This window comes from Mesobacillus selenatarsenatis SF-1 (assembly GCF_000813125.1).
GTDB classification, from domain to species: Bacteria; Bacillota; Bacilli; order Bacillales; family Cytobacillaceae; genus Mesobacillus; species Mesobacillus selenatarsenatis.
Map to the genome: position 1 here is coordinate 18,969 of NZ_BASE01000024.1, position 13,903 is coordinate 32,871.

Genomic DNA, 13,903 nt, shown 5'->3' on the forward strand with positions numbered 1-13,903 from the left:
ATATTTTTATTTAATTGTTGATTTAACAGCTTTAAAGTTGTGTAATTATTGTATAACTTATCTATAATGATGAGTGGAGGTGACAAGTTTGTATAGCATCAAGCAGGTATCAGAACGATTGGATATACCCGCCGTTACGATCAGGGCGTGGGAAAATCGCTACAATGTCGTAGCTCCGAGCAGGACCGAGGGCGGCCATCGTTTATATAGTGAAAAGGATGTTGAAACACTTAAGTGGATTAAAGCACAAATACACGATAAGAATATGAAAATCAGCGACGCAGTCAGATTGCTGAAGGAAACCCCTCCGGTTTCTGCCCCAGCTCCTTCACAGAGCAACAAGTACGACGATCTTAAAGTTCAGCTTTACGAAGCATTGGTCAACCTTGATACCCAGGAAGCAAATCAGATTGCAGACCTTGCTTTTTCCTTGTATGACTATGAAGAGGTATTCCATCACATATTGGTTCAGGTTTTGTATAAGGTTGGCGATGAATGGGAAAATGGTGCCATCAGCGTTGCCCAGGAGCATTTTGCTTCGCAGTTCATCATCAACCGCTGCACCCAGTTCCTGAGAATTCTGCCTGTGAATCCAGCCCTCCCGAAAGTGTTGGCGTTCTGTCCAGAAGGAGAGCAACATCAAATCGGCTTGATGGTCTTCAGCTTATTTTTAAAAAAGAAGGGCCATGACGTCATCTATTTAGGCCCAAATACACCACTTGCAGGATTATCAGATTTAATAAAAATGAAAAACATTCGCGTTGTCGCGATTTCAATGACAAATCCGAATCCCATTAAAAAGGTAGAGGACTGGATTCAATCATGCCTCAAAATGGATCCATCCCTGAAGTTCATTGTCGGGGGCAGCTGCGTAACAGATTGTCCAAAGCTGGAGTCCAAGTCTGTCAGCTACTCATTGGGATTCGATTGGGATGTATGGTATGACTCATTTATGCGCTGATATTTTATTAACAGAAACTCTATAAATACATGGATTTTTCAGAGGAATGAAATGGTAAGATTAGAATGGAATCTTATCAGGGAGGTTTACTAGTGAAAAAGCTGTTATATCCAATTACCGATTGGGTTTCAACGAAGCGTGGAATGTGGATCACAATCATCGCCTGGCTGGTCCTTACGGTTGGTTTAAGTGCAGGACCAATGCTTAGTGAATATAAAACAACCAATTTCCAATCGCTTCCTGATGAAGCACAATCAATGGTAGCAGAGAAAAAGACTGAAGAACTCTTTCCAAATGAACAAGGAACACCGGGAATCCTGGTCTTCCACAATAAAAATGGCGACATCAATCTGGATGAAGTCAAACAAATTCTGAACGGAATTATTGCCGAAGATATAGAAGGAATTGAAACCATCGTTGATATCAGCGCTCTTCCTCCCCAAGCTTTGGGAGGCTTCACATCAGAAGATGGCTCAACGATGATCGTCCCGATGGAGCTGGAAAAAGGGCTCGGGAACAGCCAGTATTCCGAAATTAACGACAAGGCCTTGGAAACCGGCAACGAGATTGCTGAAGACCTTGAAAGCACGGAATTTTATATTACTGGACCTGCCGGTATTGCCGGCGATACAGTCAAGCTTTTTGAACAAGCTGACTTTGTCCTGTTGATCGCAACCGTCTTGATCATTTTAATCTTGTTGATTGTCATTTATCGTTCACCGCTGCTAGCGATCATTCCGCTGCTCGCAACTGTTATCGTCTATCAGGTCGTTAACCAAAGTGTGGCACTGATGGGTGCAGGCGGCCTGGAGGTCAGCAGCCAAACTTCATCCATCATGAGTATCCTGCTTTTTGCAGCAGTCATTGACTATTCACTGTTCGTCTTCTCACGTTACCGCGAGGAACTGAACAAATATGAGAGCAAGTACGAAGCAATGAAATACGCAATGCGTGCTACCGGTGAACCCGTCTTCTTCGCAGGAGGCACTGTGTTAGCTGCGATGCTGATACTATTCTTTGCCGATTTCCGCGATTACCTGAACTTCGCACCTGTTTTCGGGACGGCCATGTTCTTCATCATGATCGCGTCGGTCACATTGCTGCCGGCACTATTTACATTATTCGGACGTAAAGCATTCTGGCCGAAGGTACCGAAGTACGGCCAGGAAACCGAAGTGAAGCACGGAATCTGGGGACCGGTCGCCAGATTCGTCGTTAACAAACCTGGAATATCAGGTGGAATCGTTGCCGCATTTTTAGTTCTCACAGCATTCAATGTCTTCAATCTCGACTTTGAATTCGATACGGTAAAAAAATTCCCTGAGGACCTGCCTTCACGTGTTGGCTATGAAATCGTCGAGGAAAGGTTCGATAAAGGGGAACTGGCACCAACGACATTGGTGGTTGTCAGTGAGGATGCTTTTACCGAGGAAGATACAAAAGCCATCATCGATCAATGGCAAAGCTATGATGAAATCGCCTCCGTCCGGGTATCCGCTCAAACCGAGAATGCCAAGGCCATGAAGCTGGGCGTTGCGCTATCGATGAATCCATATTCTACAGAAGCGATTGATTTTATCGGTGATTTACGCTCGGAAACTCCAGAGTTATTGGAGGAGTTATCGATTAATGGAGAAGCCTATTATAGCGGAGTCACAGCAAAGCTTTTGGACGAGCGGGAAATCAATAATCGCGATATAGTAAAAATCGTGCTCCTGGAAACAGTGTTGATTCTCGTTCTCTTGTACGCTCTCACTCGTTCGATCAAGATGTCCATCTACATGATGGGAACTATACTATTATCATACTTATCTGCGCTGGGGCTGGGTATTTTCCTCGTCGACGTCTTATTTGGCTTCGAAGCCCTAAGCTCGCGCGTTCCAGTTTATGCCTTCATCTTCCTGGTGGCATTGGGAATCGATTATAACATCATCCTGGCCTCCCGGTTCATTGAAGAGCGTAAGGCACACAAAGTCAAGGATGCCCTTGAAATCGCCATCCGCAATACCGGCGGCGTGATTTCATCAGCGGGTGTCATCCTGGCCGCAACCTTTGCAGCTCTGACAACGATGCCAATCGCCGACCTGTTCGTCTTCGGCTTCATCGTCGCAGTCGGAATCCTGATTGATACCTTCCTCGTGCGCGGCATGCTGCTGCCAGCATTGATTCTTTTCTTTGAAAAAGATCAGAAAACAGCTGAAGCGCAACAGAACTAGAAAAAGGCAATCTCAGTAGCAGTAGCTATGGGATTGCCTCTTTTTATATAATCGGACACTTTATCACGATCGCTATGGATTTCAGTCCTTCATGCCCCTGGTGACGGACATTTTTTCATGAGTTCACGGGATTTCTGTCCTTCATAGCCCCGATGACGGACACTTTCACATGAGTTCACGGGATTTCTGTCCGTCATAGCCTTGATGACGGACACTTTTTCATGATTTCACGGAGTTTCTGTCCGTCATAGCCCCGATGACGGACACTTTCACATGAGTTCACGAGATTTTTGTCCGTCATAGCCTAGATGACGGACACTTTTTCATGATTTTACTGGATTTCTGTCCGTCATAACCATGATGACGGACATTTTTTCATGAGTTCACGAGATTTCTGTCCGTCATAGCCTCGATGACGGACACTTTTTCATGATTTTACTGGATTTCTGAACGACTCTTAGGTTTAAGCACAGAAGCAAATCACGTACCGCAAAATGTCCGGTAAGGTCTTGCCGTTGACGGAGCTGGCTTGCAGTATTCGGCCTGTTCAGCTGAATGCTCGAAGGGGTTGGCAAGAACTTCGAGCAGCTTAACCATTACGCTTAAGTCTCCATTGACAGCAGCATTCAGTGCTTCCTCCACCCTATGGTTACGAGGAATTACCCCCGGGTTATTGTCACGCATCAGCTCATGGACATCATCCTTCGATTGCTCCTGACGTTCTAGTCTTTCCTGCCATTTTCCATGCCACTTCGTGAAGTCCACAGCCTGGAACATTTCTGATCCTTCCAGCTGATCAAAGGTCAAGGCCTTAAACGTATTTGTAAAATCAGCTTTATGCTCATTCATTAAGTTTAAGAGATCGGAAATAAGGCTCTTATCTTCTTTTTCCTCATTGAAAATACCCAGTTTCAATCTCATTCCGGAAATGAATTCTGCTTCAAATATTTCCGGGAACTCAGAGAGGGCTTCCTCCGCCAGCTTCACCGCCTCGTCTTCATCTTCATGCAACAAAGGCAACAAAGCTTCAGCAAAACGAGAAAGATTCCAGCCGCCGATATACGGCTGATTCCCATAGGCATAGCGGCCATCCCGGTCAATTGAACTGAAAACGGTCGCCGGGTCATACGTGTCCATGAAAGCACAAGGGCCATAATCGATTGACTCGCCGCTGATCGTCATGTTGTCAGTATTCATGACTCCGTGGATAAAACCAACATGCTGCCATTTCGCAATCAATGCTGCCTGGCGCTTGATCACTTTTTTCAAAAAGGAAAGATAGCGGTTTTCCTGCCCATCGACTTCAGGATAATGGCGCTCTATCGCATAATCAGCCAATGCACGCAAATCCTCGGTCTTACCCCAGTTCGCGGCAAATTGGAATGTTCCCACCCTTAGGTGGCTTGCTGCCACACGAGTAAGAATTGCGCCAGTTTGCATCGTCTCGCGGATGATTTGCTCTCCCGTTGTCGTCACTGCCAGACTTCTGGTCGTTGGGATTCCCAATCCCACCATTGCTTCACTGATGATAAATTCCCTCAGCATAGGTCCAAGTCCTGCACGTCCGTCTCCTCCACGAGAATATGGCGTCCGCCCTGAACCCTTCAGCTGTATGTCAAACCTCTCTCCATCCGGAGTAATCTGCTCGCCCAACAGGACCGCCCTTCCGTCTCCAAGCATTGTGAAATGTCCGAATTGATGGCCTGCATATGCCTGAGCAAGAGGTGTACCCCCTTCTGGAATCTCGTTTCCGCCAAAGATAGCAGCCCCTTCGTCATCTTGCAGAGCTTCAGGGTTTAAACCGAGTTCTTCCGCCAGCGACTCATTGAAGATGACCACTTCAGGTGATTTTACAGGGGTTGGCTTCTGTTGACTATAAAATATTGTAGGCAGGCGAGAATAGCTGTTATCGATCTTCCAGCCAGCTTGATTGGTTGTCATTGTATTGCCTCCTTTATCTTCACGTTCTCGTCGTTCGTTTTTCATATTCATTAATGTATTCTTCCTTTTACTTAATATACCCTCCCTACTGATTGGTAAAGCTGTCATTTGTACTATCTCCAGGCTTAGAAAAATGCTTTTTAAGAATAATAATTGTGGGTAAACAAATAGTGTAGAAAGGAGAATTGCCATGAATTATAAAAACATTACTGTCGCCGGAAGCGGCGTTTTAGGAAGTCAGATTGCTTTTCAAACTGCATACCATGGATTCAACGTATCAGTCTACGATATTAATGATGAGGCGATCGAGCGCGCGAAGGAGCGTATAACGAAGCTGAAGCCTCGTTACCAGGAGGATCTTGGAGCATCCGAGCAGGAGCTTGAAGCAGCCTATAACCGTCTTTCTTTTTACAGTGAGCTTTCACAGGCGGTTGCGGATGCCGATCTCGTCATTGAAGCAGTGCCTGAGGTAGTCGACATCAAGATTGATTTTTACAATAAACTGGGACAAGCTGCGCCCGAAAAGACGGTATTCGCGACGAACACTTCTACGTTGCTGCCAAGCCAATTTGCCGATGCGACAGGCCGTCCGGAAAAATTCCTTGCGCTTCACTTTGCGAATGAAATCTGGAAAAATAACACCGCTGAAGTCATGATGCATCCTGGCACTGACAAGGCAGTGTTTGACGACCTGTTGGAATTCGCAAAAGCCATCGGCATGGTTGCCTTGCCATTATACAAAGAGCAGCCAGGCTATATTCTGAACTCGTTATTGGTACCATTCCTTGAAGCAGGCCAGATGCTTCTAATGAAGGAAGTGGCCGACCCGGAAACCATCGACAAAACGTGGATGATCGCCACCGGCGCTCCAAAAGGACCGTTCGCAATTTTAGACATCGTCGGAATCACCACAGCATACAATATCGCCAATGCCAAGGGCGAAGCTGGAGTTCCACAATTCAAAGAACTGGCGAATCTATTAAAAACCGAGTACATTGACAAAGGCAAACTCGGTGTAGCAACAGGCGAAGGATTTTATAAATACCCGAACCCAAGCTATGAACAGCCAGGATTTTTAAAATAATTAGCTAAAAGCTCAATCCTTATGTGGATTGGGCTTTTTGTTTGCCGGTTTCCAAGTAACAAAGCTATCGGACATTTCCTTGAGCTTCTGCCCTCGGTTTGTCCGATAGACCCCTTCTATCAGACATTTCCTTGGGATTCTGCCCCCTGTTTGGCCGATAGAACCCTTCTATCGGACATTTCCTTGGGATTCTGCCCTCTGTTTGGCCGATAGACCTCTTCTATCGGACATTTCCTTAGGATTCTGTCCCATGTTTGGCCGATAGACACCTTCTATCGGACACTTCCTTAGAATTCTGCCTCCGGTTTGGCCCATAGACCTCTTCTATTGAACACTTCCTTGGATTCCGCCTGTTTCGAAATGTCTATTAATCCTCTTTTATTAGACATTTCCTTCCTCCTCCGCTCTCAAAATGTCCATTAAACACCTTTTATTAGACATTTCACTCCTCCTCCGCTCTCATATGTCCATTAAACACCTTTTATTAGACATTTCCCCCCTCCTCCGCACTCAAAATGTCCATTGAAAACTTCCTCCACACACCATACCTACCCATACCAAAAAAACAGCCTAACTCCTCAAAAGGAATTAGACTGTCTAATCATATACTATTGATTTCCGTTCTTCACCCATCCAGCAACGGTCACTGTGCGCTTCGCCTGGTATTTTACCGCAGCTTCAACGTCTTCAATCATGTTGCCGTCCTGGTCGACTGTTACGCTTGTGCCATATGGGTTGCCGCCAGCACCGAATGTCACTGGATCGCTGTAGCCTGGCGCTGCAACGATTGCACCCCAGTGATACATCGTCGTGTATAGTGAAAGAATTGTAGCTTCTTGGCCACCGTGCGGATTTTGCGCGGAGGACATAGCGCTCACAACTTTGTTCACCAGCTTGCCCTGAGCCCAGAGGCCACCAGTCGTATCAAGGAATTGCTTCATTTGAGATGGCATGTTTCCGAATCGCGTTGGAACACTGAAGATAATCGCGTCTGCCCATTCCAGATCGTCTGGAGTCACTTCAGGGATATCTTTTGTGTTTTCAACAGTCGCTTTCCACGCTTCATTCCCTTCAATTGCTGATTCAGGGGCTAATTCCTTTACTTTAAAAACCTTCACATCTGCTCCAGCTTCTTTTGCACCTTCTGCAGCCCATTTCGAAAGCTGCACATTCGTTCCGCCCATGCTGTAAAAAATTACTGCTAATTTGACCATTTTATCTGCCTCCTTTAGTAGTTGTTTTCCACAAACACTCAGCCTGCAAACTCGGCTTACAGGTACTCTCTTTCAATGTCTCGCGTACTGCGGACGGTATCAATCGGGCGTACAAAGTCCTCGATCTGCTCCCGCTTTGATTCAAGGAACGGCGGCAATGATAATTTTTCACCAAGAGTTTCGTATGGTTCGTCACCCATGAATCCTGGTCCGTCCGTTGCCCATTCAAATAAGATTCCTGGCGCCACGCGTGCATACAATGATTCAAAGAAGAATCGGTCGACATAACCTGATGTGCCGAATCCAGCAGCCTTCATATGGTCAATCCACTCATAAAGAACCGATGTGTCAGCAACACGGAATGCCGTATGATGCACGGTGCCGAATCCCTGGCGTCCCGCTGGCAGCACTTTATTGTCCTCAACAATGACCTGCGCACCATTTCCGCCTTCTCCCATTTCAAACAGGTGCAAGGAACCTTCCTGACCAACTTCACGCATATGCATGACTTTTTCCAATACCTCTTTAAGATAATCAAAGCGTGAGATCCGAATATGGATTGGCCCAAGGCCTGTGATTGCGTATTCCAATGGTAACGGACCGTTTTGCCAAGGTGTCCCTGAAGCTACACCCTCGTTGAACTCATCGGATACTAACATGTATTGCTGATCATCAAAATCGACGAATGAAATCGTCTTTTTGCCAAACAGTTCCTTGATGCCTGTATGCTTGACGTCGTATTTATCGAAACGCTTCACCCAGTATTCCAGCGCCTCATCTGTCGGAACACGGAAGCCTGTTTTATAAATCTCGTCCGTTCCATGAGAACCCTTCGGAATCCCTGGGAAATCAAAGAATGTCATATCCGTGCCCGCCGCCCCTTTATCGTCCGCGAAAAATAAGTGGTAAGTCCGGATATCATCCTGGTTGACTGTCTTTTTTACAAGACGCATCCCCAAAACATATGTGAAAAACTCATAGTTCTTTTCCGCACTGCTTGTAATGGCGGTAACATGGTGAATTCCTTTTAATTCGTTCAAGTTGTCTCCCCCTTTTTATCTTGAAACTGAGATATTAACACAAAAAAATATCTATTCTTACTTTAACCTTAATGACTTCGAAAAAAACATAATATCTTGAATTCGAGATAATTTTATCATGTGGTTATTTCCATGTCAACTTGGATAAAAGCCCTTGAGATCACTCAAAGGCTTTTAGACTATTGTTTTAGTACTTCTTTATATTCAGGTTTCCTCTCGAATTCCTTTTGCGCAAAGGAACAAATCGGCTCCACCTTCAGGTCTTCATTTTTTGCCTTCTCAACAACCTGGCGTACCAATTCCTCCGCCACACCCTGGCCACGGTTCGCCGGATCGACACCCGTATGATTAATGACAAGAAACTTATTGCCGTCACGAGTATAAGTTACTTCGCCTACCTCGAGCCCATCAGAATCCTTCGCGACAAAACGTCCGTCTTCCTCTGCATAGTTAAACGACATAACAATACCTCCTGGTGATATCGATCATTATCTTTCTCTTTTTCCCGCATAATGGTGAACTTACTCTTTTTTGTATAATATTTTTCCACAAGACTTCTACATTGTGCATACGAAATTATTGAACATGACAATCTATAGATATGTATGCAAAACCGGCTTTTAAAAGGAATGATTAATTTGGAAAATGAACGACTATCGCGTTTTGATCAGATTGTCGAGATGGGAAAGGAAGGCCAAAAAGCTTTAAATGAGTATTGGTGGGATTTTTCCCTATATACCTCTTTTGAATATTGGCTGATGGTCTTATTCCTTGTGGCCCCGCTCATCTTGCTACTTCTTAAAATCAATAAAAATAAGCTATTCCAGATTCTCTTTTACGGCTACAGTATCCATATGCCCTTTGGATATATTGATTTGTATGGGAGAAATATGGGTTACTGGAATTATCCTTTTCCTGTCATTCCTGTTTTACCGGGGATTTCGCTCGATTCCAGCTTGATACCAATCATTTTTATTTTCGTATATCAATCATCGATGACCAGTAATAAAAAATATTATTTGTATGCAACTATCACATCGGTAATCCTGTCATTTGTTTTTAAACCTATGCTAGTCGGATTAGGATTATTTAAAATGTATGGGTCGATTAACTATTTCCACTTATTTATCAGCTATGTATCTGTATTTATTTTTGCGAAAGTAATTACTGACTTTTTTCTTTGGAATAAGAAAAGGTATAGGTCAAACGAATAATTTCTCTCCATTTAAGAATCCATACCCAAACATAAAAACGGCCTGAAACCAGGCCTATTTTTTATAAGCTAGAAGGAAACCTTCTATCGAAAAACACTCGAGGGTACATCAAAGGTATTCCATAAGAAAGCAATAAATACGGCCGAGAGGATCCAGGCGAATACCGGCCTATGAAAATGGATTTTCAATATGAGGAACATTGCCGCATTAAAAAGGATGGACCACCCGAAATTCCAGCCATTGTAGTATTTTATTAAATGATAATGCAAATCAATCATTTCATTTATGATGTAAATTAGCATCCACCCTAAATAATAAATGAACTTCATGATGGCACCTTGTTGTGGAAAATGAGACAAATAGGCAAGACATGTCGCAGGGTATTTTAATATCATGATGGAAAACGAAATATGTGTATTGGTAATTCCTATTTCCCTGTCACCAGGCGAGGGTACATACCTCCACATTGGATAATAATCCGACATTAAATAAAGGTAAATAAAATCACCAAGCATAAAGAAAAGGATTGTCGGATAGTACCTTCTCCAGTTCCTCCAATCCCCCAATATTATTAAAATTCCCAGCCAAAAAATCGCATAAATCGCATTCGTCATAGTCTGCCTCACTATAAAATATTTACAAATAAAGGAAACCCCTTCCGTAGTATACCCAACCCTCTATCAATTATTTCTTAATCGATACTATCTTCTGAATAACCTTACCTTAAGAAGGAATGATACTATAATTAATAATCAGTCGGGAGGTCTTTCCGTATGAGAAGAAACATGGAAAAAAGCACATTAAAAGTCCTTTTCATCGTCGGTATTTTGTCTTTTTTTAACTGATTAGAAAGCCTCCTGTTAAGGATTGGCTCCTCATTTTCTTTTTAAAAAGATATATAGCGTCCATTATGGATACTTTGCTAGTGAAGAAAGGTTATTTAAAGTACCCTGTCTCATTATTTAAAACATTTGATATCAGCGTGCTCTTCATCTATCTCATTTTTCCTGTAACGTGCATTTACTTTAACCAGGCAACAAAACATTCTGGTCCTTTATTGACTCTGTTCAAGTTATTTTTGTTTACCGCTCCATCTACGGTCGTTGAAAATTGGCTTGAGAGAAAACGAAGTTGATCCGCTATAAAAAGAATTGGACCTCCCTGCACAGCTTTTTCTCGCTTGCAGCCACCTTTCTTGCAGTAAAAATTCTTATGGCTGGAATTAGAAAATTAGCGCAAAAACAAGAATTGAAGATTTGACTTACATTCTGAAAATAAAAGGAAGTATGAGAACTTGCCTCATACTTCCTTTTTGTTTACTTCAATTCTTCTAGTTCTTCGATTGTCGCAAGGATGTCCTCGTCTGTCAGTGGTGCGAAGCCTGTTTCGGCCGCAACATCCTGGGCGTTTTGCATTGTGTAGATTGCGTAATCTAGTACTTGTGCTTTCTCTTTTGCATTATTAACATTCAAATATGTGAACACAGGTCGTGTAAATGGACCGTACTTTCCGTCTTCCTTGATTGTTTCAAGAGATGGTTCAACAGGTCCGTTACCAAAGTCAACATTCACTGCTGCTAACTTATCTTTGTTGTTCGCGTAATATCCATATCCGAAGAAGCCGATTCCGTTCTTGTCTTTTGAAACCAGGTCAACCAGTGTAGAGTAGTCCTGCTGCAGGTTGATGCCTTCTACAAGATCTTTTTCATCAAGAATGTTTTCAAACATGAATTCGTATGTGCCGTGATTTTCATTCGGGCCGTATGTGTTAATTGCTTCAGCCGGGAAGTCAGGGCGTACATCCGACCATTTCTTCTTTCCGCCTTCAGCAAGGAAGATGTCGATGACTTCTTCTTTAGTCAGTTCCTTTGCCCAGTCATTGTCCTTATTGATGACGATCGTTAGGCCATCCAAAGCTACTTTCATTTCTTTCACATCGATACCAAGCTCTTCAGCTTTTGCCTTTTCTTCGTCTTTGATCTGGCGTGATGCATCATTGTAGTCTGTTCCATCTTCAACGAGGAATTTCTTGAACCCAGCGGAAGTTCCGGAGCGGCTAACCTCTACAGATACATCTTCCTGGGTGGACATATAGTTCTCTGCCATTTTTGCCATGAACGGGTATACAGTTCCAGAACCGTCGATCACAACGCTGCCTTCAAGTTGAGTTTCAGTTTCATTAGAACCATTCGTCGCTTCTGCGTTGCTTTCTCCATCCGAACAAGCCGTTCCGAAAGCCATTACACCAGCAAGCATCGTAAACATCGCTAACTTTTTAAAACTCTTCATTCCTTAATTCCCCCTAATATTATGTCCGTTGCTACAAGAACAAGATTACTAGACAGTTATTAACCTCGTTTTAAAGAGTTGTAAATTAATTGAAAAGGTTTGTTAAGGAATGTTAATTCTTTCCTCAAAGGGAGAAGTTAGATATAGTGAAGAAAAGGAGGTTTTTTTAATGAAGTATGTGTTGGAAACAACCGACCCTGAAAAAACAATTAGCTTGAAAACAGCCATCCAGGGCAACCCGACGATGGTCGTGTTCGTCCGCCATCTTGGCTGACCAATTTGCCGGACATATCTTACGCAGTTGCGTGAGCGAATAAATGAAGTAGAAGCTACAGGCTACCAGGTTGTTGCGGTTGCCCCTTCGAAAGGATCTTTTATCAAGCAATTCATTGAACAGTTTGGGCCTTTCCCATTTCCTATACTTGGGGATCCAACGCGTAAAGCATATCGGGGTATGGGCCATAAAACGATGCCTAAGTGGAAGCTGCTGGCGAAAGCCGGTTTCGGTTTCATTACCGGTCAGGTCAAAGATTTTATTCCCAAAAACGAGAAGCAGAAGGATTTCGTCATTAAATCGATGAAGACACAGGACGTTTATATTCAAGGAGGAACCTGGCTCTATTCAGCTGAAGGTGAACTCTTGTGGAAGCATATCGATGAATCACCAGAGGACCACGCAAAAATTGATGATGTTTTGCAGCAAATGAAAAAACGCTGATCAGCCTGTCTGCGATCAGCGTTTTTCCTTGTCATTTTTATCAGAAGCTTGTTCAAATAGTTGAGAAAGATACCCTTTTAACTCAAAACCTTCTTCATTCATGAACTCTTTGATTTGTTTCATCGTAATCTACCTCCAATTTAATATGTTGTTAGGAATAGTATTCCCACTCTAGCAAACTTTTAACCCACCAAAGATTGGCAGTCTATTAATTTAGACGTAGAAGGTTTGATAAAGTTGCACAATTCAGTAATTTTTTAAAAAGAGAGGGCTTTGTCAGATACCCTCTCACTGATTTAGCTTCCACGTGCTGTAATTAAGCTTGAGCGCGTAAGCCACCCATGCGATATAGGGCAGCATCAGCCTGCCAGCAATTTTATCCTTTTGGTAGTATTGATAAGTTGTTAGTGTAATCATACCCAGCAGCAGGCCGATCTCCGCAAAAGCCGTCCCTCTAAGATTCCATCTGAAAAATAAAAAAGACCAGAGGAAGTTCAATCCAAGCTGGATATCATAAAGGGCCTCCGCTGTGGCAGTTGGTTTCTTTTTCATCGAAACCCGGTAATTCGCCAGTCCCATCGACGCATATAAGCCTGTCCACACGACGGGAAACACCCACGATGGCGGAGAAAAATCAGGCTTCTTCAGCTTGCTGTACTTCTCCTTCGCCCTCCGTGTCGCAATCATCCCCGTCACCATTCCGCCGAGCACCGGAATCAGCAACTCCTTGGCGAGCTTACCCTTATCTATATTTCCATTCACTCTTAGAACATTCATTCATCTCACCTGCCTTATCCATACTATTACCTTGTTTTTGCAAAAAAAACATATGATATTATGAACCAAAATGTGATGGTTACCTTCTTTGACTTAATTGTTCTGCATCCGTCAATGCTGTCTGTGTTCCAGCCGGTTCTTGACAGCTTTTAGTCTCAGAACCTCAAACCTGTTTTAATTCCTTTGTTTTCTTGACAACTTGTGATCTCAGAACCTCATACCTGTCACAATTCCTTTGTTTTCTTGACAGCTTTTGGTCTCAGAACCTCATACCTGTCACAATTCCTTTGTTTTCTTGACAGCTTTTGGCCTCATGACTTCAAACCTGTCACAATTCCTTTGTTTTCTTGACAGCTTTTAGTCTCAGAACCTCATACCTGTCACAATTCCTTCGGTTTCTTGACAGCTTTTCTTCACCCACCAGCCAAACCTGTCCGAACTTGACCTTAC

At 43.4% G+C, this 13,903-nt stretch carries 13 protein-coding genes; 6 read left to right on the plus strand and 7 right to left on the minus strand.

The features are described from left to right. The first annotated feature begins 88 nt into the window (after window positions 1-88). Both TY49_RS05625 and TY49_RS05630 read left to right on the plus strand, forming a co-directional pair. Window positions 89-961 (plus strand): MerR family transcriptional regulator, encoded by an 873-nt coding sequence (locus TY49_RS05625; RefSeq protein ID WP_052442098.1) that lies wholly within the window; start codon window positions 89-91, stop codon window positions 959-961. Between the two features lie 92 nt (window positions 962-1,053). Then, on the plus strand, window positions 1,054-3,177 hold the full coding sequence (locus TY49_RS05630) for an MMPL family transporter (protein WP_041964927.1): 2,124 nt from the start codon (window positions 1,054-1,056) through the stop codon (window positions 3,175-3,177). A 480-nt stretch (window positions 3,178-3,657) separates the two neighbouring features. Here TY49_RS05630 and TY49_RS05635 read toward each other — a convergent pair whose 3' ends face one another. After that, the gene (locus TY49_RS05635; RefSeq protein ID WP_041964940.1) at window positions 3,658-5,118 is read right to left on the minus strand and encodes a protein adenylyltransferase SelO; all 1,461 of its coding nucleotides are present in this window, start codon (window positions 5,116-5,118) and stop codon (window positions 3,658-3,660) included. A gap of 190 nt (window positions 5,119-5,308) precedes the next feature. Here TY49_RS05635 and TY49_RS05640 point away from each other — a divergent pair, with 190 nt between their 5' ends. Further along, window positions 5,309-6,202 carry a 3-hydroxyacyl-CoA dehydrogenase gene (locus TY49_RS05640; protein ID WP_041964928.1) on the plus strand — a complete coding sequence of 298 codons (894 nt, stop codon included), beginning with the start codon at window positions 5,309-5,311 and terminating at the stop codon, window positions 6,200-6,202. Between the two features lie 608 nt (window positions 6,203-6,810). On the opposite strand, the gene wrbA is transcribed toward TY49_RS05640, so the two are convergent. The 3 genes from wrbA to TY49_RS05655 all read right to left on the minus strand — a co-directional run bounded on the left by wrbA (window position 6,811) and on the right by TY49_RS05655 (window position 8,917). After that, complete coding sequence (gene wrbA / locus TY49_RS05645) at window positions 6,811-7,416, minus strand: NAD(P)H:quinone oxidoreductase (RefSeq protein ID WP_041964929.1); 606 nt, start codon at window positions 7,414-7,416, stop codon at window positions 6,811-6,813. 56 nt (window positions 7,417-7,472) lie between these two features. Further along, window positions 7,473-8,456 carry a ring-cleaving dioxygenase gene (locus TY49_RS05650; protein WP_041964930.1) on the minus strand — a complete coding sequence of 328 codons (984 nt, stop codon included), beginning with the start codon at window positions 8,454-8,456 and terminating at the stop codon, window positions 7,473-7,475. Between the two features lie 179 nt (window positions 8,457-8,635). Continuing rightward, window positions 8,636-8,917: a GNAT family N-acetyltransferase gene (locus TY49_RS05655; protein ID WP_041964931.1), complete on the minus strand. Its 282-nt coding sequence runs from the start codon at window positions 8,915-8,917 to the stop codon at window positions 8,636-8,638. A gap of 177 nt (window positions 8,918-9,094) precedes the next feature. Between TY49_RS05655 and TY49_RS05660 the strand changes: the two genes are divergently transcribed. After that, window positions 9,095-9,670: a hypothetical protein gene (locus TY49_RS05660; RefSeq protein WP_041964932.1), complete on the plus strand. Its 576-nt coding sequence runs from the start codon at window positions 9,095-9,097 to the stop codon at window positions 9,668-9,670. An 83-nt stretch (window positions 9,671-9,753) separates the two neighbouring features. Here TY49_RS05660 and TY49_RS05665 read toward each other — a convergent pair whose 3' ends face one another. After that, the gene (locus tag TY49_RS05665; RefSeq protein WP_041964933.1) at window positions 9,754-10,284 is read right to left on the minus strand and encodes a CBO0543 family protein; all 531 of its coding nucleotides are present in this window, start codon (window positions 10,282-10,284) and stop codon (window positions 9,754-9,756) included. 296 nt (window positions 10,285-10,580) lie between these two features. Between TY49_RS05665 and TY49_RS25520 the strand changes: the two genes are divergently transcribed. Further along, on the plus strand, window positions 10,581-10,805 hold the full coding sequence (locus tag TY49_RS25520) for a CBO0543 family protein (protein ID WP_305066893.1): 225 nt from the start codon (window positions 10,581-10,583) through the stop codon (window positions 10,803-10,805). A 181-nt stretch (window positions 10,806-10,986) separates the two neighbouring features. Here the strand turns inward: TY49_RS25520 and TY49_RS05670 are convergent, their stop codons facing one another. Continuing rightward, window positions 10,987-11,958, minus strand: a complete 972-nt coding sequence (locus tag TY49_RS05670; protein ID WP_041964934.1) for a PstS family phosphate ABC transporter substrate-binding protein — start codon at window positions 11,956-11,958, stop codon at window positions 10,987-10,989. Between the two features lie 277 nt (window positions 11,959-12,235). Here TY49_RS05670 and TY49_RS05675 point away from each other — a divergent pair, with 277 nt between their 5' ends. After that, a complete protein-coding gene (locus TY49_RS05675; protein ID WP_084135389.1) occupies window positions 12,236-12,676 on the plus strand; it encodes a peroxiredoxin-like family protein in 441 nt (146 codons plus the stop codon). A gap of 288 nt (window positions 12,677-12,964) precedes the next feature. Here TY49_RS05675 and TY49_RS05680 read toward each other — a convergent pair whose 3' ends face one another. Next, window positions 12,965-13,453 (minus strand): TspO/MBR family protein, encoded by a 489-nt coding sequence (locus TY49_RS05680; RefSeq protein ID WP_041964936.1) that lies wholly within the window; start codon window positions 13,451-13,453, stop codon window positions 12,965-12,967. Between the last annotated feature and the right edge of the window lie 450 nt (window positions 13,454-13,903).